Origin of the sequence: Vibrio variabilis (assembly GCF_003263785.1) — a bacterium.
Lineage (GTDB): Bacteria > Pseudomonadota > Gammaproteobacteria > Enterobacterales > Vibrionaceae > Vibrio > Vibrio variabilis.
In genome coordinates this window covers 50,889-75,265 of the sequence record NZ_JYJK01000139.1, presented here as the reverse complement: position 1 = coordinate 75,265, position 24,377 = coordinate 50,889, and the positions used below count along the sequence as shown (strand labels likewise).

Annotated in this window: 20 protein-coding genes and 4 pseudogenes; 16 read left to right on the top strand and 8 right to left on the bottom strand. The window is 48.5% G+C overall.

The features are described 5' to 3' along the window. Positions 1 to 43 precede the first annotated feature (43 nt). The 4 genes and pseudogenes from TZ48_RS23415 to TZ48_RS23405 form a co-directional block, all read right to left on the bottom strand. Positions 44 to 520 (bottom strand): DUF494 family protein, encoded by a 477-nt coding sequence (locus tag TZ48_RS23415; RefSeq protein WP_042502388.1) that lies wholly within the window; start codon positions 518 to 520, stop codon positions 44 to 46. Positions 521 to 522: 2 nt separating this feature from the next. Continuing rightward, a pseudogene (gene dprA / locus TZ48_RS23410) lies at positions 523 to 1,622 on the bottom strand (DNA-processing protein DprA). An 11-nt stretch (positions 1,623 to 1,633) separates the two neighbouring features. Next, the gene (locus TZ48_RS24520) at positions 1,634 to 1,804 is read right to left on the bottom strand and encodes a hypothetical protein (protein WP_162674703.1); all 171 of its coding nucleotides are present in this window, start codon (positions 1,802 to 1,804) and stop codon (positions 1,634 to 1,636) included. Beyond that, a complete protein-coding gene (locus tag TZ48_RS23405) occupies positions 1,795 to 2,712 on the bottom strand; it encodes a LysM peptidoglycan-binding domain-containing protein (RefSeq protein WP_112481084.1) in 918 nt (305 codons plus the stop codon). Before TZ48_RS23405 ends, TZ48_RS24520 begins: the two co-directional genes overlap by 10 nt. A 114-nt stretch (positions 2,713 to 2,826) precedes the next feature. On the opposite strand from TZ48_RS23405, the gene def reads away from it, so the two are divergent. The 5 genes and pseudogenes from def to TZ48_RS23380 all read left to right on the top strand — a co-directional run bounded on the left by def (position 2,827) and on the right by TZ48_RS23380 (position 8,622). Further along, positions 2,827 to 3,336 carry a peptide deformylase gene (gene def / locus TZ48_RS23400; RefSeq protein ID WP_112481082.1) on the top strand — a complete coding sequence of 170 codons (510 nt, stop codon included), beginning with the start codon at positions 2,827 to 2,829 and terminating at the stop codon, positions 3,334 to 3,336. A gap of 36 nt (positions 3,337 to 3,372) precedes the next feature. Continuing rightward, a pseudogene (gene fmt / locus TZ48_RS23395) lies at positions 3,373 to 4,319 on the top strand (methionyl-tRNA formyltransferase). A gap of 90 nt (positions 4,320 to 4,409) precedes the next feature. Continuing rightward, positions 4,410 to 5,689 (top strand): annotated as a pseudogene (gene rsmB, locus TZ48_RS23390) (16S rRNA (cytosine(967)-C(5))-methyltransferase RsmB). Positions 5,690 to 5,790: 101 nt separating this feature from the next. After that, positions 5,791 to 7,167 (top strand): Trk system potassium transporter TrkA, encoded by a 1,377-nt coding sequence (gene trkA / locus TZ48_RS23385; protein ID WP_042478065.1) that lies wholly within the window; start codon positions 5,791 to 5,793, stop codon positions 7,165 to 7,167. Between the two features lie 9 nt (positions 7,168 to 7,176). Then, positions 7,177 to 8,622: a TrkH family potassium uptake protein gene (locus tag TZ48_RS23380; protein ID WP_112481080.1), complete on the top strand. Its 1,446-nt coding sequence runs from the start codon at positions 7,177 to 7,179 to the stop codon at positions 8,620 to 8,622. Between the two features lie 17 nt (positions 8,623 to 8,639). Here the strand turns inward: TZ48_RS23380 and trhA are convergent, their stop codons facing one another. Then, positions 8,640 to 9,290, bottom strand: coding sequence for a PAQR family membrane homeostasis protein TrhA (gene trhA, locus TZ48_RS23375; RefSeq protein ID WP_112481078.1), 651 nt, complete (start codon positions 9,288 to 9,290; stop codon positions 8,640 to 8,642). 70 nt (positions 9,291 to 9,360) lie between these two features. After that, positions 9,361 to 10,159: pseudogene (locus tag TZ48_RS23370) on the bottom strand (sporulation protein). Positions 10,160 to 10,395: 236 nt separating this feature from the next. On the opposite strand from TZ48_RS23370, the gene TZ48_RS23365 reads away from it, so the two are divergent. From TZ48_RS23365 to TZ48_RS23345, 5 genes are all read left to right on the top strand, one after another. Then, on the top strand, positions 10,396 to 10,638 hold the full coding sequence (locus TZ48_RS23365; protein ID WP_162674702.1) for a hypothetical protein: 243 nt from the start codon (positions 10,396 to 10,398) through the stop codon (positions 10,636 to 10,638). A 116-nt stretch (positions 10,639 to 10,754) separates the two neighbouring features. After that, positions 10,755 to 11,021: a YihD family protein gene (locus tag TZ48_RS23360; RefSeq protein WP_112481074.1), complete on the top strand. Its 267-nt coding sequence runs from the start codon at positions 10,755 to 10,757 to the stop codon at positions 11,019 to 11,021. Positions 11,022 to 11,268: 247 nt separating this feature from the next. Continuing rightward, complete coding sequence (gene ccoG, locus TZ48_RS23355; RefSeq protein ID WP_112481072.1) at positions 11,269 to 12,687, top strand: cytochrome c oxidase accessory protein CcoG; 1,419 nt, start codon at positions 11,269 to 11,271, stop codon at positions 12,685 to 12,687. A gap of 59 nt (positions 12,688 to 12,746) precedes the next feature. After that, complete coding sequence (locus tag TZ48_RS23350; protein WP_112481070.1) at positions 12,747 to 13,730, top strand: serine/threonine protein kinase; 984 nt, start codon at positions 12,747 to 12,749, stop codon at positions 13,728 to 13,730. 53 nt (positions 13,731 to 13,783) lie between these two features. Beyond that, the gene (locus TZ48_RS23345) at positions 13,784 to 14,383 is read left to right on the top strand and encodes a thiol:disulfide interchange protein DsbA/DsbL (RefSeq protein WP_112481068.1); all 600 of its coding nucleotides are present in this window, start codon (positions 13,784 to 13,786) and stop codon (positions 14,381 to 14,383) included. A 51-nt stretch (positions 14,384 to 14,434) separates the two neighbouring features. On the opposite strand, the gene TZ48_RS23340 is transcribed toward TZ48_RS23345, so the two are convergent. Next, on the bottom strand, positions 14,435 to 15,319 hold the full coding sequence (locus TZ48_RS23340) for an acyltransferase (RefSeq protein ID WP_112481065.1): 885 nt from the start codon (positions 15,317 to 15,319) through the stop codon (positions 14,435 to 14,437). A gap of 198 nt (positions 15,320 to 15,517) precedes the next feature. Here TZ48_RS23340 and TZ48_RS23335 point away from each other — a divergent pair, with 198 nt between their 5' ends. Next, positions 15,518 to 16,507 (top strand): DUF2860 domain-containing protein, encoded by a 990-nt coding sequence (locus tag TZ48_RS23335; protein ID WP_112481063.1) that lies wholly within the window; start codon positions 15,518 to 15,520, stop codon positions 16,505 to 16,507. A 142-nt stretch (positions 16,508 to 16,649) separates the two neighbouring features. Then, positions 16,650 to 17,603, top strand: coding sequence for a DUF2860 family protein (locus TZ48_RS23330; RefSeq protein WP_112481061.1), 954 nt, complete (start codon positions 16,650 to 16,652; stop codon positions 17,601 to 17,603). 14 nt (positions 17,604 to 17,617) lie between these two features. Here TZ48_RS23330 and TZ48_RS23325 read toward each other — a convergent pair whose 3' ends face one another. Continuing rightward, positions 17,618 to 19,141: a YifB family Mg chelatase-like AAA ATPase gene (locus TZ48_RS23325; RefSeq protein ID WP_112481059.1), complete on the bottom strand. Its 1,524-nt coding sequence runs from the start codon at positions 19,139 to 19,141 to the stop codon at positions 17,618 to 17,620. Positions 19,142 to 19,621: 480 nt separating this feature from the next. On the opposite strand from TZ48_RS23325, the gene ilvG reads away from it, so the two are divergent. From ilvG to ilvD, 4 genes are read left to right on the top strand one after another with little or no spacing between them, the layout of a single operon-like run. Continuing rightward, positions 19,622 to 21,268, top strand: coding sequence for an acetolactate synthase 2 catalytic subunit (gene ilvG / locus TZ48_RS23320; protein WP_112481057.1), 1,647 nt, complete (start codon positions 19,622 to 19,624; stop codon positions 21,266 to 21,268). Next, the gene (ilvM, locus tag TZ48_RS23315) at positions 21,268 to 21,549 is read left to right on the top strand and encodes an acetolactate synthase 2 small subunit (RefSeq protein ID WP_042502416.1); all 282 of its coding nucleotides are present in this window, start codon (positions 21,268 to 21,270) and stop codon (positions 21,547 to 21,549) included. Before ilvG ends, ilvM begins: the two co-directional genes overlap by 1 nt. Positions 21,550 to 21,563: 14 nt before the next feature. After that, positions 21,564 to 22,505: a branched-chain amino acid transaminase gene (locus TZ48_RS23310; RefSeq protein ID WP_042502418.1), complete on the top strand. Its 942-nt coding sequence runs from the start codon at positions 21,564 to 21,566 to the stop codon at positions 22,503 to 22,505. A 29-nt stretch (positions 22,506 to 22,534) separates the two neighbouring features. Next, entirely contained in the window at positions 22,535 to 24,376 is a 1,842-nt protein-coding gene (gene ilvD, locus TZ48_RS23305; RefSeq protein ID WP_112481056.1) for a dihydroxy-acid dehydratase, read from the top strand. The last annotated feature ends 1 nt before the right edge of the window (position 24,377 follow it).

The following is a 24,377-nucleotide window of genomic DNA, read 5'->3' as shown; positions in this document are numbered from 1 at the left end:
AGTTCTCTTAACGCAAGCAGCCCATTGAGTTGGGCTGGGAGGATTAATGCACCACACCTCTTTCAGCGGTGTAGATAAGCTCTTCCATGAGAGTGTACGCGTTTTCGTTGCCAGGAACATTGAACAAGACCATTAAAATGATCCATTTCAGGTCATCGAGCTCAAAGTCGTTGGTTTCCAGCCCCATCACTCGGTCAATGACCATCTCGCGAGTTTCGGTGGTCAAGACGCCGATCTGCTCTAAGAACATAAGCAGGCCACGGCTTTTGACGTCCATACGCGTCATTTCTTGTTGGGTATAGATTCGCGTAGAGGTCGCGGCACTCATCGCAATCGCAGAATGCTCATCGGTGTTTTGCAGCTCAGCAAGATCTTCAAGCCACTCTAGTGCCTTGTAGATATCTTTTTGCTTAAAACCAGCCCTTAGTAGCTCATCCTCAAGTTCGTCTTGGTCTACCTGCAGATCTGCATCGCTATGCACGTAGGTTTCGAACAGGTACATCAGTATGTCCATCATCATAGCTAGCCTCTCCCCTTAAGAATATAACCACCGTTAACCGCAACAACATGACCCAGTAATTCGAGCTCTAAAAGCTGTTGCATGACCTCTTGAACAGGAATATGGGTCTTTTGAGACAAAATATCAACCGGCGTTGCTCTATTCCTACGTTAGCCAACAGATCTGCATATGGCAATTCTTCTTTATCAATAACTTGGTCGAAAAGTGTTGGTTGTACTTTTTTAGACCAGTTCGACAGAGATTCTATTTCACATAGTACATCTTCCACCTTTTGTACGAGGCAGGCACCGGTTCGTATTAATGAATGACACCCCTGATGATAGGCATGACGAATAGACCCAGGCACCGCAAACACCTCACGCCCCTGCTCTGCCGCATACCTTGCTGTAATTAACGAGCCACTCTTCTCCGCGGCTTCCACCACCACAACGCCCAGCGACAGACCACTGACAATTCGGTTTCGTCTTGGAAAGTGCTCCGCTCTCGGTTTTATCCAAGGTAGATGTTCACTGACAAGCGCACCTTGCTGAGCGATGCGCTGTGCGAGCGATTTATGCCGAGCAGGATAAATGGAATCCAACCCTGATCCCAACACGGCGATGGTCTTGCCATTTGCCTCTAGCGCTCCTTGGTGGGCATGACCGTCGATACCCAGCGCCAATCCACTTGTTACGCAGTAGCCAAAGTTAACGAACTCCGCAGCAAAGCTGCGCGCGGTTTCTAAACCACCAGCACTGGCGTTTCGGCTGCCAACCATGGCAATTTGCGGCTCTGATAATAGCGCAGCGTCACCTTGTACAAAAAGAACTGGCGGACAACCTTTGGACTCTCGCAGTAACGTTGGATACTCATGGTCTTGTTGAAGAAGAATATGATTATTCGCATTCTCTCGCCAAGCCAAGGCTCGCTCTGCGATCTCAATAGATTGCTTGCGAATAAAACTAACCTGAGTGGGCTTCAGTCCAACTGCTAATAATGTCTGCTCATCCGATTCAACAATATTGCGCGGATCGTCCACTGCAAGCAGCTTATAGAATGTTACAGGGCCAATACCGGGACATAGCGAAAGTCGCAGCCACGCTAAGGCATTACTGTCATCCATGAAGGTGTCCATTAGCTTTTTGCGCGTCTAGAAACGGAAACAACCAACATCTGCTGAGTAATTGGCTCACTTGCCTCAACGATCACCGCAATGCTAAAAAAAGCATAACTGCGGATCACCACAAGTTGCCCCACTTCAATCGTTGGCAATGTTAGCGATGTCTCTTCTTCATTCAGCTCCACCAGCCTAATTCACCTTTGGAAAATTGAAAGCCATGCGCCGGTTTCACTAAAGAGTAGCTACTCCCTGGTTCCACCTGGGACACATAGCCGCGATTTAGCACTACAGCCTGCCCCCTAACAACATAGTTCGCCGCATCCATCATTCCCGCTATGCTGAGATCGTCAATGGCGGGACCGGCATGAGGCTGAAAGTGATTGATATGTTCTGGAGTTTGTATGGCAGAAAGAGGGATCACAACATCACCCTGCTCTATTTCATGAATGAACCGTTCAATCATAAGGGTCGTAACCCCATTTTCTTGAGATTGACTGCGTGCTATTGCCACCATTCTAACTTGCTGCATGTTGTATTCTGGCTGCTGCGCAGCAAAGCGCTGGCTAACGCGATAAATAGCCCACTCGGTTTCGTCACCTCGATAGTCAATATAGACAGCATCTTCAGCGGTCATGTAGTTAAGCCCATCACTAGAGCCAATCACTTTCGGGAAGTTAGCCAGTTCACTTTCAAGTACCAAGCCCTCTCTTTGGGTATAGCGAGCTTGGGTTAGAGCGTTGATAGCTGCGATGGGCGCCTTGGTCGTTACCTGAATTGTCGGCGACAGCTTTTTCGTGGCTTTACGCACCAACCTCGGTTGGCCATCAACCCAAGTCAGCATCAGTTTGTCGCCAGGATAAATGAGATCAGGATCACCAATGTGCTGGTTATGGTTCCATAGTTCAGTCCAACGCCATGGCGAGTTCAAATACAGGCTGGAAATACCCCACAAAGTATCGCCCTGTTTTACCTGATAAACAGCAGGGACACTCCCTTTTATAGTGAGTGGATTATCAGCGAATGAAGAAAAGCTCAGGGCGAGTGTGATAACAACAATGTAAACCCTCAATACCAGCACATTTCCCTGTTTCATACACCGCAATCCTTCGCTTTGTTTCAAGGGATGCTGTCATTTAGGTTAGAAAATGTCTAGAATTGAACCAACGAAGTCCAACCTATTCGGCACAGTTCAACATTTTGAGTGTATATGTCTGTATTACAAGTATTAACTTTCCCGGATGATCGCCTAAGAACGGTAGCAAAGCCCGTTGAGGCAGTAACGCCGGAAATCCAAAAAATCGTCGATGACATGATTGAAACCATGTATGACGAAGAAGGTATCGGTCTGGCAGCAACCCAGGTTGACGTTCATCAGCGAATTGTTGTGATTGATATTTCAGATACTCGCGACCAGCCTATGGTACTGATCAACCCTGAAATCACGGAAAAACGTGGTGAAGACGGTATCGAAGAAGGCTGTCTATCTGTTCCTGGCGCTCGCGCTTTGGTACCTCGCGCTGCAGAAGTCACCGTTAAAGCGCTAAACCGCGATGGTGAAGAGTTCACTTTCGATGCGGATGACCTATTGGCTATCTGTGTTCAGCATGAACTTGACCACCTAGAGGGTAAACTGTTTGTTGATTACCTGTCCCCTCTAAAGCGTAAGCGCATCAAAGATAAGCTTGAAAAAATTAAGCGCTTTAACGCCAAGCAATAAGCCAACGAACAAGAATTTAAGTTAAGAGAGGTCAGTGTGAGCCAATCATTACGTATTGTGTTTGCCGGTACTCCAGACTTCGCCGCCCGTCACTTGGCGGCGTTATTGTCTTCGGAGCATGAGGTTATCGCGGTTTATACCCAGCCAGATCGCCCAGCAGGTCGTGGTAAAAAACTTACCGCAAGTCCTGTAAAGAACATCGCGCTTGAGCATGACATCCCGGTTTATCAACCGGTCAATTTCAAGTCTGATGAGGCAAAGCAAGAGTTAAAAGATCTCAATGCCGACATCATGGTTGTCGTCGCATACGGCCTGTTACTTCCTCAAGCTGTACTGGATACTCCAAAGCTGGGTTGCATAAACGTACATGGTTCTATCTTGCCTCGTTGGCGCGGTGCTGCACCCATTCAGCGCTCTATCTGGCAGGCGATGCCGAGACTGGCGTGACCATCATGCAGATGGATATCGGCCTTGATACCGGTGACATGCTAAAAATTGCAACGCTTCCGATTGAAGCTACTGATACCAGCACCACCATGTATGACAAGCTTGCTGAGTTAGGGCCAGAAGCTCTGGTTGATTGTCTTGGTGATATCGCTGCAGGCAAGGCTAACCCTATCAAACAGGACGATGAGCAAGCCAATTACGCCAGCAAACTGAGCAAAGACGAAGCTAAGATCGATTGGTCTCAAGACGCCGCGTTTATCGAGCGCTGTGTGCGCGCCTTTAACCCATGGCCGATGAGTTTCTTCTCTGTGGAAGAGAACAACATCAAGGTTTGGCAATCTCGCGTTGAAGCGGGTGCGACACAGGCGCCTGCGGGGACTATCCTTAAGGCCGATAAAACAGGAATTTACGTTGCAACAGGTAACGAGACCTTGGTTCTAGAGCAAATTCAGATCCCAGGTAAAAAAGCGATGCCAGTGAGTGACGTACTCAATTCCAAAGCCAGCTGGTTTGAAGTCGGCAGTATCTTAGGTTAGTGATACACACCGCATACGATATTTAGGGCCAGTACTGACCAGTACAGGCCCTAGTTTGTTTTCATAGCAACACAAATTTAGGTAACTAACATGAACGTTCGCGCTGTCGCGGCTAATATCCTTTTCCAAGTGGTTGATAAAGGCCAATCGCTCTCGAGTGCACTTCCATTGGGTCAGCAGCAGGTGAAACCTCGCGACCAAGCACTGCTTCAAGAAATCTGTTTTGGTGCACTTCGGATTTTACCTCGCCTTGAATCTGTCGCATCCGAATTAATGGATAAACCACTCAAGGGCAAACAGCGCGTATTTCATCATCTGATTTTGGTGGGTCTTTACCAAATCGGTCATATGCGTATTCCGGCTCACGCTGCCGTTGGCGAAACCGTGGAAGCAACCAAAGCACTGAAAGGTCCGAGGCTGCGCGGCTTAATCAACGCTGTACTGCGTAACTACCAACGCAATCAAGAAGAGTTAGATCAAAAGTCGGTCAGCCACAATGCAGGTAAGTACGGTCACCCAAGCTGGCTATTAAAACTTTTGCAGCAAAGCTACCCAGAACAGTGGGAAAGCATTGTTGAAGCCAACAACATGAAAGCGCCAATGTGGCTGCGCGTGAACCATCAGCACCTGCCTCGTGACGATTATCAAGCGCTTCTCAAAAATGAAGGCATAGATTCCACCCTCACCCAGAAGCACAAGATGCCCTAAAATTGGCCGCCCCTTGCGATGTGACCAAGCTTCCGGGCTTTGAAAAAGGCTGGGTATCGGTTCAAGATGCCGCAGCGCAGTTGTCGATCAACTACCTACAACCACAAGATGGTGAGCTGATTTTAGACTGTTGTGCAGCGCCAGGTGGTAAAACCGCTCACATTCTTGAGCGCACCAAAAACAGCCAAGTGGTGGCGATTGATTGTGACGAGACACGACTAAAACGTGTCCACGACAACCTGAAGCGCCTCAACCTACAAGCGAAAGTCGTATGCGGTGACGCAAGAACGCCACAAGAGTGGTGGCAAGGTGAGCAGTTTGACCGTATTTTGTTGGACGCCCCCTGTTCTGCGACGGGCGTGATTCGTCGTCACCCTGATATCAAATGGCTGCGTCGCGCGGATGACATTGAGGCACTTGCAGAGCTGCAACGCGAGATTTTTGATGCCATGTGGCAGCAACTGAAAGTGGGTGGCACCTTAGTGTACGCAACGTGCTCTATCACGCCGCAAGAGAACAAAGACCAAGTGATTGCGTTCTTGGCTCGCACAGAAAACGCTGAGCTTATTGGCTCAGATAAAGAGAACCCTGGACGTCAGATTCTTCCGGGTGAGCACGATATGGACGGCTTCTATTACGCTGTCCTACAAAAGACAAAGTAATCGAGCATTGTGTAGGGAACTTAAAAATCAATAGCATGCTAACTTATTGATGGCTATGCTATTGACGTAACGAGTTTATAAAAACAGAAGAGCGAAATGTTATGAAAATCATCATTCTTGGAGCTGGTCAAGTTGGTGGCACCCTAGCGGAGAACCTGGTGGGGGAAAACAACGATATCACTATCGTAGACCGCGACAGCGACCGTTTAAGAGAGCTGCAAGATAAGTATGATTTGCGTGTCGTCAATGGCTACGCTTGTCACCCAGATGTGCTACGAGAGGCCGGCGCACAAGATGCCGATATGTTGGTTGCCGTCACCAATATGGACGAAACCAACATGGCGGCTTGTCAGGTCGCATTTTCGCTCTTCAACACCCCTAACCGTGTCGCGCGTATTCGCTCTCGTGAATACTTGATTGAAAAAGAGAGCTTGTTTAACTCCGGTGCCATTCCAGTTGACCACCTGATTGCCCCTGAAGAGCTTGTCACCAGCTACATTGAGCGATTGATCCAGTACCCTGGCGCACTGCAAGTGGTCAGCTTTGCGGATGAACGCGTCAGTCTCGTCGCGGTAAAAGCCTACTACGGCGGACCGTTAGTAGGTAATGCCCTATCGACTCTACGTGAGCACATGCCGCATATCGACACCCGCGTAGCAGCGATTTTCCGTCAAGGCCGCCCTATTCGTCCGCAAGGCACCACCATTATCGAAGCCGATGATGAAGTGTTCTTCGTCGCGGCAAGCAACCACATTCGCTCAGTAATGAGCGAACTGCAGCGCCTAGAGAAGCCTTATCGCCGTATCATGATTGTGGGTGGTGGTAACATCGGTGCCAGTCTTGCCAAACGCCTAGAGCAGACCTATAGCGTGAAACTGATTGAGCGCAGCTATCAACGTGCAGAGAAGCTCTCTGAAGAGCTAGAAAACACTATTGTCTTCTGTGGTGATGCCGCAGACCAAGAGCTGCTTGCAGAAGAAAACATCGACCAAGTCGATGTGTTTATTGCACTCACCAACGAAGATGAAACTAACATCATGTCGGCGATGCTGGCGAAGAAAATGGGCGCAAAGAAGGTGATGGTGCTTATCCAGCGCGGCGCTTATGTTGACTTGGTTCAAGGCGGCACCATTGATGTGGCGATTTCTCCTCAGCAAGCGACGATTTCGGCTTTGCTTACTCACGTTCGTCGTGCGGATATCGTTAACGTATCTTCACTGCGTCGCGGCGCTGCCGAGGCTATCGAAGCGGTTGCGCATGGCGATGAAACCACCTCCAAAGTGGTTGGCAAGGCCATTGGCGATATCAAGCTTCCACCGGGTACCACCATCGGTGCGATTGTGCGTGGTGAAGAAGTATTAATTGCCCACGACCGAACCATTATCGAGCAAGATGACCACGTGGTCATGTTCTTGGTTGATAAGAAATACGTGCCTGATGTTGAGGCATTATTCCAGCCGAGCGCGTTCTTCTTGTAAGGCAATTTTATGGTTAACGCCCGTCCGGTCTCGTTTGTTATAGGGTTGGTGCTCTCTAAGCTCGCCCTATTCATGTACGTACCAACTCTGGTCGCCTTCTTTACGGGTACTGACGGCTTTTTAGACTTTGGTCTTGCAGTCATCATCACCCACGTTGCGGCTTTCCTGTGCCTATCCATCGGCCGAACCAAACACTTTAAGCTGGGTGTTCGAGACATGTTCTTGATCACCAGTTTAGTGTGGACCATTGCCAGTGCGTTTGCGGCGCTGCCTTTTGTGTTCATCAACCACATAAGCTTTACCGATGCCTACTTTGAAACCATGTCAGGCATCACTACCACAGGCTCGACCGTACTCAGTGGCCTCGACAACATGGCTCCGAGTATCTTGCTGTGGCGCTCAATACTGCAGTGGCTCGGCGGTATCGGCTTTATTGTAATGGCGGTAGCCGTCTTGCCAATGCTCAACGTCGGCGGGATGCGACTGTTCCAGACCGAGTCTTCTGATTGGTCTGATAAAAGCAGTCCGCGAGCGAAGACCGTCGCGAAAAACATTGTGGTGGTGTATTTAGTGCTGACGGGACTGTGCCTACTCGGCTATCTTGCTACTGGCATGAACCTATTTGATGCCATTAACCACTCGTTTACCACGTTATCCACTGGCGGCTACTCCACCTCTGATGGCTCAATGAACCACTTCTCAGAAGGGTCACATTGGGTTGGTACCGTGTTTATGTTCTTAGGTGGCTTACCCTTCTTGCTGTTTGTCGCCGCACTGTCAAAACGCGATCCGAGAGTGCTATTTAATGATGCTCAGGTGCGCGGCTTTGGTTATCTATTCTTGGTAGCCAGTACGGTTGTGGCTCTTTGGCTGTTTATCGAAGACGGCTATGCCTTAGACGATGCCTTCCGCGTCTCTATGTTCAACATCGTCTCAGTGGTCACGACAACAGGATTTGGCTTGGAAGATTTCACCGCCTGGGGTCCACTACCATCGGTAGTTTTTGCGTTTATGATGATGGTGGGGGCATGTTCAGGCTCAACCTCTGGCGGCATTAAAATCTTTCGCTTTCAAATCGCAGTAACTCTGCTGCACAAACAAATGATGAAGCTTATTCACCCTTCTGGCGTATTCGTACAGCGTTACAACCAGCGGCCAGTAAATGATGACATCGTGCGCTCAGTGGTGGCATTTGGCTTGATGTTCTTCGTCACTATTATCGTCCTTGCAGGGGCACTAAGCGCGATGGGGTTAGACCCTACCACCAGCATCTCTGGGGCGATTACCGCCGTTGCCAATGTGGGACCTGGGATGGGCTCAATCATTGGTCCAACAGGAAACTTTGCTCCGCTGCCCGATGCGGCAAAATGGTTACTGAGTTTAGGTATGCTAATGGGGCGCTTGGAAATTCTCACGCTGATCGTACTGTTCTTCCCTGCATTCTGGCGCCGCTAGTCGCGGCGTTATCTCGGTTACATGGGTGTCACGTACCAATACACAGCAAAAAAGTGACACGCCGCTCCCCCTAGCACAAACAGATGCCAGATAGCGTGATTATAGGGTATGCGCTTGTTGGCGTAGAACACTACGCCCAGTGTGTAAATTGCCCCGCCGGCAGCGAGTAAGATAAGGCCGGAAGGATCAAGGTGTTTGGCAAGCTGGTAAATCACGATCAGCGATAACCACCCCATCACTAGATAAGTAATCAATGACGCGCGTTTGAAGCGATAGACAAAAAACAGCTTCATGATAATGCCAATTACCGCAAGCGCCCAAATCACCACCATCAACCCAATAGCAAGTGGCGTGCGTAAACTCACCAGCATAAATGGGGTATAGCTACCCGCGATCAATAAGAAAATAGCGCAGTGATCAAAAGTCTTAAGCCAACGCTTACTGCTCGGGTGCGCGATGGAGTGATACAAGGTTGAGGCGAGAAACAAGGTGATCATGCTGCCGCCATACAGACTCATGCTGGTCAAGGTCATCACATCGGCACCAGCGGCCAGCGAGCGCTGCAACAACAATATCAAGCCTACGATCGACAGCAGAACGCCAACGCCATGAGTAACACTATTAGCCCACTCTTCACGTGCGCTGTAATGGGAAGTGATCGTCGACATACCCGCATACTCTCATTTTGGTCACAAAATCAGAGTATGCCATATTCAGCGAACATGTGTTAGCTCAAAGTTAGGTGGTTTGCTCTAAGTAGTCTAAAACCTGTTTGCCCGCTTCCTCACCGGAAAGAGAGCTTGGCAAAGTGAGCTCGCGTTTAAGCTGGCCAAGGCCAATCAAGCTAGACAGCATCCCTTTAACCCCCTCTTTGTTGCGATCAATCTCGAACCACAGCTTAAGCTCATCCTCACTTCGATACGCGATGATCTCTAACTCTCGCCAGCGGCCGTGGTAAGGGCCAGTGGTCGGTACAAACTCAAACTCTTGAACAAAAGGCATAGCAAAGCCTTTCGCCGCTTCGCATTCCACTTGGCGTATGCGCAGCCCTTGATCTTCAAGCGCGACAAAAATGCCATCAATGAGAGGATCGGGGCGAACGGTCAGCATATCTTTGTCTGTCGGATCCGCTGCCATGGCGATATCGAGGCCGGTTTCTAACCACACACGTGAGTCGCCGATTGTCACCGGAGTATTCCATGGCACGTCCAGTTCAACGTCAAAGTCACGGGTTTCACCCGGCTCTATGGTAAACGCATACGGCAAGGTCCAAGAATGCAGCTCATAAGTTTTAGAGACTTTCTTTTTTGGCGCGAGGATGGTTACTGTTGTCGTTTTGGTTTTGCGCTACCTCGTCGATGTAGCGGCAGCAGAGCTTAAGCTTGATGTTGTCTACGGTTTGCGCGGTTTTGCCACCATAAACATGAATGGTCACTTTTGCGGTTTCACCTGGGTGGAGAAACTCTTGATGCAGAACAGAGTCAACTTTGGCTGCCCCTATTCCAAAACTTGCTAAGGTTTTTTTGAAAAAAGACATACTTAGTTCCCTTTATAACCAAAGACACATCTAGTGTTGTATCGTAAATCGAGAGAGAAAACAAACGTTACGCGCACAGAGTCAGTGAAGAAAAAATAACCACTTTTTTTATGGGATCTATCGAATATCCAGACGCTTACTGCTATTCTATGCGTGGTGTGCATGCACACCGTTATTCCTGATTACTTATTTGGAGTGGCATCAGTCAAAAAAGAGCGACATTGGGAGTCTATTCAGTGTTTCTCATAGGTGATCAGGCCATGTATTTGGCAACGGAATTGCCTGACTTGTTAGGTTACAACAATATGCGCCCAACACCCGTCAGGTTTTCGTACTCGGCTAACCGTAGTGCGTTAATGCGTCGTCGCAGTGGCTTTGTCGCTGCACCTGTCGCGAAAAAAGTCGCTCCTTCAATGACCCTCGTTGAGCAAGGTGTCCGAATGACATCAACGCCAACAAGCGTTATTAAAGCAGCTTAATAAAAAGCGCAGTCAGTCTGCGCTTTTTTTTGCCTTCCATTTCGCCACATATTGGTATTCTCAATGAACTTTGATATTTTTACTCAAAAATACCTATAAATTTTGTGGAGAAAGTTATGAAGTGTCACCGCGTCAACGAACTGATCGAGCTCATTCACCCTGAATGGCAAAAAGATTCCGATCTCAACCTGCTTGAGTTCCTGGTTAAGCTTGCCAGCGAAGCTGGCTACGAAGGCAAACTCGAAGATCTCACTGATGATGTGCTTATCTACCATCTCAAGATGCGCAATAGTAAAAAAGACGAGATGATTCCAGGTCTCGCCAAAGACCAAGAAGATGATTTCAAGACCGCTTTGCTCAAAGCTCGCGGCATCATCAAATAACCATGAGTTATAAAAACGACCCTTTATAGGGTCGTTTTTTCTATGACCGCTCACTCATTTTGTTGTTAAAGGTTGATAGCCTTAAAGAAATGAAATTGTTATCAAGGTTATAATCTTTGGGTTTTCATACTGCGTACTGAATAACAATGCCGAACAGTGTGGCATGACACCGTACACAGTTACTGCAATGTCGGAAAAGATAGAGTGCGTCTGAAACGCACCGTCAGCCCAAGAAGGACACTCAACAATGAGTCAGGACAAAATCGACGTAAAGGATGTAACGCCTAAAACGTTTAACCCCAAAACCCACAAAGGCAACGGCGACAGATTCAACCCAAGCAACCGGATCTATGTTCGAGAGAGCAAAGGGACCTTTCAAAAACTAAGACGCTATGGCGGCTGGTTCTTACTGGTGTTGTTTGCCCTAGTGCCATGGATACCTTATGGCGAGAGACAAGCGGTGCTGCTCGATATCGGTAATCAGCAGTTTAACTTTTTTGGTACCACCCTTTATCCGCAAGATCTCACCCTACTCGCGCTGCTATTTATGGTCGCCGCGTTTGGTCTATTCTTTATCACCACCTTTTTAGGTCGCGTATGGTGTGGCTACTTATGCCCGCAAACCGTTTGGACCTTTATGTACATCTGGTTTGAAGAAAAACTGGAGGGCAGTGCCAACAAGCGCCGCAAACAAGACAGCGGTAAGCTCACCGGTAACCTTATTGCACGTAAAGGTCTTAAACATGCCGCTTGGATTGCGATTGCCCTTGCCACCGGCTTTACCTTTACTGGCTATTTTGTACCCATTGGTCCACTGGTCAGCGACTTCTTCACCTTCAATGCCAGCTTTTGGCCTGTGTTTTGGGTCGTGTTCTTCGCCGCATGTACCTATGCCAATGCGGGATGGATGCGCTCGATTATGTGTATCCACATGTGCCCATACGCGCGCTTCCAGTCGGCAATGTTCGACAAAGACACCTTTATCGTCGGTTACGATACCAAGCGCGGTGAAAAGCGTGGCCCTCGCTCTCGCAAAGCGGATCCGAAGCAGCTTGGCTTAGGTGACTGTATCGACTGCGATCTCTGCGTACAAGTTTGTCCAACGGGTATCGATATTCGCGATGGTCTGCAATACGAATGTATTAACTGTGGTGCCTGTATCGATGCCTGTGACAAAACCATGGATCGCATGGGTTACGACAAGGGGCTTATCAGCTATACCACCGAACACCGCTTATCAGGCAAACACACCAAGGTCCTGCGACCAAAACTGCTCGGCTATGGCGCGGTATTACTGGTTATGATTGCTCTGTTTTTTGTGCAAATATCGGCTGTAGATCCCGCAGGCCTGAGCGTTCTGCGCGACCGCAACCAGCTGTTCCGAGTCAACAGCGATGGCTTAGTTGAAAATACCTACACCCTAAAAGTCATCAATAAGACTCAACAAGAGCAGCAGTACACGTTACGTGTTTCAGGTCTAGAGGGTGCGACTTGGTATGGCAGACAAACCATTACCGTCGAACCGGGTGAAGTGTATAACCTGCCAATGAGCCTTGGCGCCGATCCGGATGCGCTAAGTTCACCTGTCTCAACAATTCAGTTTATACTGAGTGACAGCAACGACTTCTCCGTACAAGTGGAAAGTCGATTTATCAAAAAGCTCTAGCTCTCTAGCAGCAACCAATAATAGGAAAGGGCTCGGCAACGAGCCCTTTTATCATCACGATGACAGATACTGCGTTTAACTTTGACGCCCTCACTCCCGATTTTATGTGGTACGCCCTTGAAAGCATTGGTGTTAGAGCCGAATCCGGCTTGCTTCCTCTCAACAGCTATGAAAACCGTGTGTATCAGTTCACTGATGAAGAACGTAAGCGCTACGTGGTTAAGTTCTATCGCCCTCAGCGTTGGAGCCAAGCACAAATCCAAGAAGAGCACGATTTTGCTCATGAACTGCTAGAACACGAAGTCCCTGTTTCTGCACCCTTAATCATCAATGGCCAGACGATTCATGAATATCAAGGCTATCTGTTTACCCTGTTTGCCAGCGAAGGCGGCCGACAGTTTGAGGTGGATAACCTTGAGCAAATTGAATGGGTTGGACGCTTCCTTGGCCGCATCCACAAAGTCGGCGCCAGTAAGCCTTTTGTGCATCGCCCTACCCTAGGGCTGGAAGAATACCTGTACCAGCCACGTAAGTTACTGCAAAGCTCCAGCTTTATTCCCTCACATCTAGAAAACGCCTTCTTTAGCGACTTGGATATGCTGATCGGCCAAATTGAAACTCACTGGCAGCCCGCAGAGACCATTAGACTGCATGGCGACTGCCATCCAGGCAATATCTTATGGCGTGATGGCCCACTGTTTGTCGATCTTGACGATTCGCGTAATGGTCCCGCAATTCAAGATTTGTGGATGCTGCTCAATGGCGACCGTCAAGACAAGCTGATGCAGCTCGACGTACTCTTGGAGGGGTATCAAGAATTCAGTGACTTACCTAGCAGTCAATTGAAACTTATTGAACCATTGCGCGGTCTACGTATGGTGCACTACATGGCATGGCTAGCTAAGCGCTGGCATGATCCTGCTTTCCCGCTAGCGTTTCCTTGGTTTAATGATGCGAAATACTGGGAAGGTCAGGTACTTGGTTTTAAAGAGCAAATTGCCGCTCTTAACGAAAAGCCACTTTCATTGCAGCCGCAGTGGTGACAAACTAGTCGAAATCCATCAATAGGATTTGAGTTTTACACATGGAGAAAATAATGAAAAAAATCATCGCACTTTTTGCGACGCTACTCGTCAGCCTAAGCGTCAGTGCCGCCCAGTTTGAAGAAGGCAAACACTACAAGGTGCTGGAGTTGGAAAAATCCTCAAAGCCAGTCGTGACTGAGTACTTCTCATTCTACTGCCCGCACTGTAACAGCTTTGAGCCTATCATCGCTCAGCTGAAAAAGAAGATCCCTGCCGACGCTAAGTTCCAGAAAAACCATGTTTCCTTTATGGGTGGTCCAATGGGTCTTTCAATGAGTAAGGCTTACGCGACGATGATTGCACTTAAAGTTGAAGACAAAATGACGCCAGTGATGTTTAACCGCATTCACAACTTACAGAAGCCACCAAAAAACGATGAAGAACTGCGTCAAATCTTCCTAGATGAAGAGGTAGATGCTAAGAAATTCGATTCAGCGTTTAATGGTTTTGCCGTTGATTCCATGGTTCGCCGCTTCGACAAGCAGTTTAAAGATAGCGGCCTAACCGGTGTTCCAGCAGTTATCGTTAACAACAAGTACCTTGTTGAAGCAGGTGGTATTACCTCTCTTGATGAGTACTTCGAGCTGGTTAACTTCCTCTTGAAAAAGTAACCCAACTCTATAAAGAAAAACCGAGCCTGATATCAATCAGGCTCGGTTTTTTTATTTGCGATGAATCTCTTTCAACACATCATCTTTTTGCTGCCAGAGATCCCCAAGCCATTGCTGGAAACGACGCTTATAGGGTTTGTCGTTGAAGTAGTCTCCCGATACGTTTTCATCTATGGGCAAAGTACGCACTTTGACCACTATCTTGGTCATGTTGCCCATTAATGCGGCTTTGAATGGCTCGACTCTATTTTCTGGGTAGGCCAAGGTGACATCTATAATGCTATCAAACTGCTCACCCATCGCGGCCAACGTATACGCGATACCGCCTGATTTAGGTTGCAGCAAATGCTGGTAGCCCGCCTTGCTTCGCTTTTGCTTCTCAGTGGTAAAGCGCGTGCCTTCTACGTAGTTCACCACCGTTGTTGGCGTATCTTTAAATTTGGCGCAAGAGCGACGCGTGGTCTCTAAATCTTGACCACGCTTTTCTGGATGCTTAATTAAGTATTCACGGGAGTAGCGCTTCATAAACGGCATGTTCAGCGCCCAGCACGCCATACCGACAAAGGGAACATACAAAAGTTGCTGCTTAAGAAAGAATTTAGGCATAGGAATGCGATCTTTAAACACGCTACACAGCACGACGATATCCGTCCAACTCAGGTGATTACTGATCATCAAATACCAGCCATCTTTTCGCAGCGCTTCGAGCCCTTCGATTTCCCATTCAAGCTTTGGGTTGACCAAATGAAGTATGCCGTGGTTCACCGTTGCCCATAGCCACATGAATTTATTGGCAAGCGTGGTACATAATGCCTGAGCCGGCTTAAACGGCAGCACCAGTTTCATCAGCCCAAAACCTAAAATAGGGATCGAACAAAATGCGGTATTGAGGATGACGAGCGACGAACTCATTACAAAAATTAGGTATCCAAGCATATCTAACGTTCTATGAAGTATTTGTGGCAGTTTTATGGCGGTTAATTGTACAAGGGGGAAGGCACTGCGCAACGATTAATTTATTGGTCTGATTTGTGTTGTAACTTGCAAAAAACACACTTATTCTGAACCAATAACATAACATAAACATATAATTACAACCGTTACCTCAAAATCAGAATGTGATAAGGAACCGTTATGAAAAGGGCATGGAGTGTCTTAGCAGTGTCACTGAGTGTTGTCTCTTATGGTGCTGCAGCTAAATTAGGAGAAAGTAATGGCTTTAGTGGTGAAATTGCACTAAACGCCGCTTACGCGAGCAAAACGTCAAACCTTAGCAATACCGACGATGAATTTCGTACCTATACCGGTGAGGCGCAAGAGAACAGCAGCGCCTTAGTTCTGCCACTGGGTAACGTTCAATACACCTGGGGTTCACGTTCCAACCACCAAGTATTCCTAGGTACTTCTCGAGCCGATGTGGCCGTGGGTACGCTGGCACTTGAAACCGGCTACCGTTATCAGTTTCAAGATGGGACTAAGTGGAGCCTAGCGATTTTGCCAACCATTCTTGAAGGTGAGGTATGGCGCGACCCTTACCTTGAAAACCAAGCTCGAAGCACCACCGACGAGAAAGGCACGGCCTATCGTATGCAGATAGATAACATTGCCGGCTCGCTGTTTAGCCTCGATCTTGCTTATGGTAAGCGTGAGCTGGACTCAGAGTTATCTGGCTCTGGTGCGAACTTAACTGCAGATCAAATGGCGACACTCGACAGAAACGCCGATATTTTCTACGGCAAATTCAAAATGATGCTGCCAGTCAACAAAGGGGTTTTACTGTTCCCTGCGCTGATTTACACCCAACAAGATGCAAATGGCAGCGCGATGAAGAGCAATACTTATGGCGCAGAAATTTCGTCATTTGTCTCCGCTGGCAATCACCAGTTTGCTTTCACCGTCACGTATCTCAACCGTCAGTATGATGGCGCGAACCCAGTGTTCGACAATGTCACTCGAGAAGACGATGAATGGAAAGCGTTTTTAGCGTATGAATATCCGGGCATCTTTTATGCGGACAACCTCTCTTTGGTCGCATTTGGTGGCGTGAACAACAGCAGCTCCAATATTGCCTTCTATGATGAGAAAGATTGGATTACTTCTGTGGGTCTAAATTGGGAGTTCTAATAGAACCCAACGCGAAGCATTAAAACTATCAATATATGGCTTAACAAAACATGTTGTTAAGCCATTTTTTGTCATTAAAGTATCCGCATAAAATATAGATGCTTAGATTGAGCACTCTAATGAGCCTACTGACGGATATTGTATGACCAAGTTTAAGCCCCTCGTTTCCACTGCTCTATTGACTATTATTAGCCAATCCGCCATCGCAGCATTGGCGCCAGAATCCGGCTTTAGTGGCGAGATCTCCATCAGTAATGCGCAAATCGGTGACAAATCCAACTTCGTTGCCAGCTCCGATCCCAAAATCAGCAGCGCAGAAGAAGCCTACGATGAATTCTGGATGCCGCTGGGTATGGTCAAATACACCTATGGTGCGAAGCGGAACAAAGAATGGTTCCTCGGTACATCGCGCAATGACATTGCGGTTGGTACCTTTGTACTCGAAGGTGGATATCGTCAGCAGCTCGAAGATGGTTCTATTTGGAGCGTCTCTTACCTCCCAACCGTCATTGGAGAGCCGATCTGGAAAAACCCTTACGTCGGTGCTGACCAGCTTGAAGAGACAGAGGCCAAAGGCGAGGCTTACCGCTTACAGATTGAAAACATTGCTGGCTCATTGTTCACGATCGATATGGCGTATGGCAACCGCGAGGTAACCGGTGAAAGCTCTGCGACCAACCTCAGCAATAACCTGTCGAGCCAGTACGACCGAAACAGCGATATGTATTACGCCAAAGGCTCCTACACGCTCGCAATGAGTAATGCTTGGACACTGTTTCCTTCACTCATTTACTTGCTTGATGATGCCAAGGGTGAAGCGATGAATAACCAAGGTGCCGGCGGTGAGCTAACCGCTCTGTATGCATATAAAAAACATAGCATTGCGGCAACCATGAGCTATATGAATCATGAGTATCGTGGCCAAAACGCCATCTTTGACCAGTCTGGCCGTATCGATGACAAGTACAGCGCGTTCCTTGCTTATGAGTACCTTGCACTGCAATCTCTATCTCTGATCTCACTTTCAGGCTACAACGCGACAGACTCCTCTATTGCATTCTACGATTCCGCTGACTGGATCACTCTATCGGTGTGAACTTCGCCTTCTAACTACACCGCTTGCGCCGTGAGCTGCTTGAGTAGCCGATCCATGGCACGATAACCCAACGCTTCTGCAATATGAGCCCTTCGTATGGTGGGCTCATTAGCCAAATCGGCAATCGTACGCGCCACTTTGATGATTCGGTGATAAGCACGAATCGACAAGCCAAGTCGATGAAGGGCATTTTCTAAAAACTCAGCATCGGCTTTTTCTAAGCGGCAATAATGTTCTATTTCGCGGCTTTGCAGCAGGGCATTCACTTTGCCGCTGCGCGATAACATCGTCTCTCTTGCAACCAACACACGTTGCTTCACGGTTTGTGTGGTTTCTCCTCGATCTCCGCCTTCAGCTAAGGTGCCTTTGGGTAGTGAGGGGATCTCAATCGACATATCAAATCGGTCGAGCAAAGGCCCGGATAAACGACTCAAATAGCGAAGAATAAGCTGCGGGTTGGTTCTAGATTGATTGCCCTCGTAATAGCCTGTCGGGCTTGGATTTAACGCACCAACCAATTGAAAGCGCGCTGGAAAGCGGGTTTTTCCTTGTGCGCGAGAAATAATGATCTCACCGGACTCCAGTGGCTCACGCAGTGAATCGAGTACTTTGCGCTCGAACTCCGGCATCTCATCTAAGAACAGCAATCCGTTGTGCGCCAAAGAAATTTCACCAGGTCTAGGAATAGAGCCACCACCAACAAGCGCCGCCATTGAGCTCGAATGGTGAGGTGCGCGAAAGGGTCTGGTTCTCCAATTGCTCTCGTTAATTTCTTGCTGAGTAAGGGAAGCCACCGAGGCCGTTTCCATGGCTTCATCTTCACTCATTTCTGGCAATAAATCACAAAGTCGAGAGGCCAACATGGTTTTCCCTGTGCCAGGAGGACCGAGAAAAAGTAAATTGTGATTACCTGCAGCCGCGATTTCTAGCGCCCTTTTTCCTTGCTGCTGACCAATGATATCTTGCAAGTCTCGATTCTTTGTCACAACTTGAGAAGCAGGCTTGCTAGTTGCCAAAGACAAAGTCTGCTGTCCCATCAAGTAACTACAGACGTCGAGAAGTGATGAGGCCGATTTATGGTTATCTTTGCCAACCAGTGCTGCTTGATCGCCATTCTCCTCAGGTACCAATAAGCAGCGCTGCGCTTTATTGGCGGCGAGTGCGGCAGGCAATACGCCTTTTACGGCTCTAAGCTCACCGGACAGTGCCAGCTCACCAACAAATTCATGCGCCAGCAGCTTATCGTGAGGCAGTTGATCGGAAGCCGCCAGTATTCCCAGCGCTATCGGCAAATCAAAGCGGCCACCTTCTTTAGGGAGATCGGCAGGGGCAAGATTCACAGTGATCCGTTTGGCGGGAAATTCGAATCGAGAATTAATGATCGCACTACGAACTCTATCCTTAGATTCTTTGACTGTCGTCTCGGGAAGTCCTACCAGTGTAAAGCCTGGCATGCCATTGCTGATGTGCACTTCCACGGTCACCAGAGGTGCCTCCACGCCAACGCTGGCACGACTGTAAATAATAGATAATCCCATAGAATCCCTTTTTTATTCCGACTTCTCTTCACTCATCGGTTAAAAGTCAGATTTTTATATATAACCTATGTTATATCTCGACATTTAATGCTGAGTAAATGTGAAGAAAGTATGATTTTTTGCTTGTCAGCTAACAGAAATTTGTGATACCACTAGGGACGCAAACATTTTCGTTAGACACAACGCAACGATTAATAAACAAGATAATGACTTTTAACGCACACTCTCACACTCTGATTAGCCTGATTATTGTGGTCCTGATTGGTACCGCACGGGGGCATGTGGGCGTTAAATAGCCACAAGATTTTAAAAACCCCCGCACTGAGAAGTCCGGGGGTTTTTTTACAAACTCATAATAGTAATTTGATAGTGATCACTCATTGAACGCCAACGGGCTGAGATGACAGGAAGAAATGGAGCACAACATGTGCAAGCGAACGACAAATCGTCACGATAAGCGTGGCACTCAAGGAGGCTATAATGACAGGTGCTGAATTAGTTGTAGCCGCATTGAAGCAGCAAGGTATCGAGACCGTGTTTGGTTACCCAGGTGGAGCCATCATGCCCATCTACGATGCTTTGTATGACGGTGGTGTGGAACATATCCTTTGCCGACACGAACAAGGCGCTGCAATGGCAGCCATCGGAATGGCAAGAGCCACCAAAGAGGTTGCTGTTTGCATGGCAACCTCAGGCCCTGGAGCCACCAACCTTGTTACCGGCCTTGCCGACGCTTTCCTCGATTCTATCCCTCTCGTTGCTATCACTGGCCAAGTTGCTAGTTCACATATCGGTACTGATGCCTTCCAAGAAATGGATGTGATCGGTATGTCTCTCTCGTGTACCAAACACAGTTACCTCGTGACTGATATCAACGAACTTGCTCCCACTCTAGCCGAAGCATTTGAAGTTGCGAAAACTGGCAGACCCGGTCCTGTCATTGTTGATATCGCTAAAGATGTCCAACTTGCTAATGCTCCGGTGGATGTGCTTCCTCCGTTTACTCCCCCTGCTATCCCGGTTGCCGATGAGCAGCAAGTAAAACGCGCTCAGCAATTGCTTGACGAAAGCTCTCGCCCAGTGCTGTATGTCGGTGGTGGTGTTCAACTTGCAAATGCAACTGAGTCCGTTCGTGAGTTCCTGCGCATCAACCCGATGCCAAGCGTCAGCACACTCAAAGGTCTTGGCACGATTGACCGACACGACCCTCACTATTTGGGCATGCTGGGTATGCACGGCACTAAAGCCGCGAACTTGGTGGTACAAGAGTGTGACCTACTCATCGTCGTTGGTGCCCGTTTCGATGACCGTGTGACGGGTAAACTGGATACGTTCGCACCGCACGCGAAGGTGATTCATATCGATATCGATGCGGCAGAGTTCAATAAGCTGCGTGAAGCGCATGCGGCGCTGCGTGGTGACATCAATGCGATTCTGCCTCAACTAGAGCTATCAAAAGACATTAACGCTTGGGCGCATCACAGTGAAAGTCTGCGCAGAGGCTTCAAATGGCGCTACGACCACCCGGGTGACCTAATTTTCGCTCCGCTGCTGTTAAAACAGCTTTCAGACATGATGCCGGAGAATTCTATCGTCTCCACCGACGTTGGCCAGCACCAGATGTGGGCAGCTCAGCATATTCAGCCAAGACTGCCTGAGAACTTCATTACTTCAGCAGGTCTCGGCACCATGGGCTTTGGTCTACCTGCAGCAATGGGCGCAGCAGTAGGACGCCCTGATGACCAATCTGTCCTGATCACTGGCGATGGTTCATTCATGATGAACGTTCAAGAGCTCGGCACCCTGAAGCGTCGCCAAATCCCAGTGAAAATTGTGCTGTTAAATAACCAACGTCTTGGTATGGTAAGGCAGTGGCAGTCACTGTTCTTCGACGGCAGACATAGTGAGACGATTTTGGATGACAACCCAGATTTTGTCATGCTTGCTAAAGCCTTTGATATTCCAGGCAAGACCATCACTCGCAAAGAAGAAGTCGAGCCAGCGCTAAAAGAAATGCTCGAGTCTAAGACGTCTTACATGTTGCACGTGCTGATCGATGAAGAAGAAAACGTATGGCCTTTGGTTCCACCAGGTGCCTCAAATAGTGACATGTTGGAGAATACCTAATGGACAGATATCTACTAGACATCAAAGCCGACGACAAACCTGTCTTGCTTGAGCGCGTACTGCGCGTGATTCGCCACCGTGGCTTTATTATCAAACAAGTGGCTGCGACCCAAAACCATGAAAGTAAGATTGCCAGCGTTGAGATCATTGTAGATAGCGATCGACCCATCACTACCTTGATCAACCAAATTGAGAAACTTTGGGACATCAGAACCGTTGAGGTCACAGAACTTAAAAACAACGAACTGACCAATCACAACCTACAAGAACAGAATGCATAAGGAAGGAATGCTAAATGGCTACTAAAACAGCAGATTTTATTTGGTTTAACGGTGAGATGGTTCCATGGGCAGAGGCGAACGTTCACGTCTTAACTCACGCAATGCACTATGGCACATCTGTTTTTGAAGGGGTTCGCTGTTACAACACGCCAAAAGGGCCTGTGGTGTTTCGTCATCCTGAGCATGCTAAGCGTCTAAAAGATTCAGCAAAAATTTATCGCTTCCCTATTCCATATACCGAAGAAGAAATCATGGAAGCAACGCGTGAAACACTACGTCAAAACAAACTGGAATCAGCGTATATTCGTCCGCTTGGTTTTGTTGGCAACGTTGGTCTCGGTGTCTGTCCACCAGAAGGCACCATTATGGATCTTATCATCGCCGCTTTCCCATGGGGCTCTTACCTGGGTGAAGAAGCACTCGCAAACGGCGTTGATGCGATGATTTCTAGCTGGAACCGCGCGGCACCAAACACGATCCCAACGGCTGCCAAAGCGGGTGGTAACTACCTATCTTCGCTATTGGTTGGTGGTGAAGCTCGTCGTCATGGTTATGATGAGGGCATCGCGCTGAGCGTGGATGGCTACCTATCTGAAGGTGCTGGTGAGAACATTTTTGTGGTTAAAGATGGTGTGATTACAACACCGCCAGCCACCAGCGCTATCCTTCCTGGTATTACGCGTGACTCTATCATGACGCTAGCAAAAGACATGGGTTATGAAGTGCGTGAAGCCAATATTGCTCGTGAAGCACTCTACCTTGCTGATGAAGTGTTCATGACAGGTACGGCCGCTGAAATCGTTCCAGTGCGTACTATCGATAAGATAGAGGTAGGCGAAGGCAAACGCGGTCCTATCACTAAAGTGATGCAAGACGCGTACTTCGGTCTATTCAACGGCACCACAGAAGATAAGTGGGGCTGGTTGGACTACGTCTACCCACAAGATAACCAGTAAGCACCAGGTAAATTTAAGGAAGTATTACAATGCCAAAATATCGTTCTGCCACCACAACTCATGGTCGCAATATGGCTGGTGCGCGTGCTCTGTGGCGCGCTACTGGCGTTAAAGATGAAGACTTCGGTAAACCTATCATTGCCGTTGTGAACTCGTTCACTCAGTTCGTTCCAGGTCACGTACACCTAAAAGATCTTGGTCAGCTCGTCGCTCGCGAGATCGAAGAAGCAGGCGGCATCGCGAAAGAATTCAACACCATCGCTGTGGATGATGGTATCGCAATGGGTCACGGCGGCATGCTGTACTCACTGCCATCACGCGAGCTTATCGCTGACTCGGTAGAGTACATGGTCAATGCACACTGCGCCGATGCAATGGTATGTATCTCAAACTGCGACAAGATCACTCCAGGAATGCTCATGGCTTCAATGCGCCTTAACATCCCAGTGATCTTTGTCTCTGGCGGTCCAATGGAAGCGGGGAAAACTAAGCTTTCTGATCAGATAATCAAGCTGGATCTAGTTGATGCGATGATCCAAGGCGCCGATCCAACGGTTTCTGATGAGCAAAGTGAGCAAGTAGAGCGCTCTGCATGCCCGACATGTGGCTCTTGCTCTGGTATGTTTACCGCTAACTCAATGAACTGTCTGACAGAGGCGCTGGGTCTATCTCAGCCAGGTAACGGCTCTCTACTTGCCACGCACGCCGATCGCGAGGTGCTGTTTAAGAATGCAGGTAAGCGCATTGTTGATCTTACCAAGCGCTACTACGAGCAAGATGATGCCTCAGCACTGCCGCGTAATATCGCCAGTAAAGAAGCATTTGAGAACGCAATGGCGCTAGATATCGCCATGGGTGGCTCTACTAACACGGTTCTTCACCTACTTGCCGCGGCGCAAGAGGGCGACGTCGACTTTGATATGGAAGACATCGATCAGATGTCTCGCCGCGTGCCAAACCTTTGTAAGGTAGCGCCATCAACGCCTAAGTATCACATGGAAGACGTACACCGCGCGGGTGGTGTTATCGGTATCCTAGGTGAGCTTAACCGCGCAGGTCTATTGAACAACCAAACCAAAACGGTACTTGGCCTGACAATGGAAGAGCAGTTGTCTCAATACGACATCATGCTGACGGATTCGGAAGAAGTGAAATCCTTCTACCGCGCAGGTCCTGCAGGCATTCGTACCACTCAAGCTTTCTCGCAAGACTGTCGCTGGGACACCCTTGATGACGACCGTGAAAATGGTTGTATCCGCACTAAAGAAAATGCGTACAGCCAAGACGGCGGTCTTGCGGTACTAAAAGGCAACATCGCACTGGATGGCTGTATCGTTAAGACAGCAGGTGTGGATGAGAGCATCCTTAAGTTCCAAGGCCCTGCGGTGGTATTCGAAAGCCAAGAAGATGCAGTAGATGGCATCCTGGGCGGCAAAGTGAAAGCCGGTGATGTGGTGGTGATCCGCTACGAAGGTCCAAAAGGCGGCCCTGGCATGCAAGAGATGCTATACCCAACCACGTACCTAAAATCTATGGGTCTAGGTAAAGAGTGTGCGCTACTGACTGACGGCCGCTTCTCTGGCGGTACATCGGGTCTTTCTATCGGTCACGCTTCTCCAGAAGCGGCTAATGGCGGTACCATTGGTTTGGTGAAAGATGGTGATATGATCAACATCGACATTCCAAACCGTGAGATCACGCTGGTGGTTTCTGAAGATGAGCTAGCCGCTCGCCGCGCAGAGCAAGATAAGCTGGGCTGGAAACCGGCTGATCGTGAACGTACGGTTTCTCTTGCATTAAAAGCTTACGCTAATCTAGCCACCAGCGCCGATAAAGGTGCGGTACGTGATAAGTCCAAACTCGAGGGCTAAT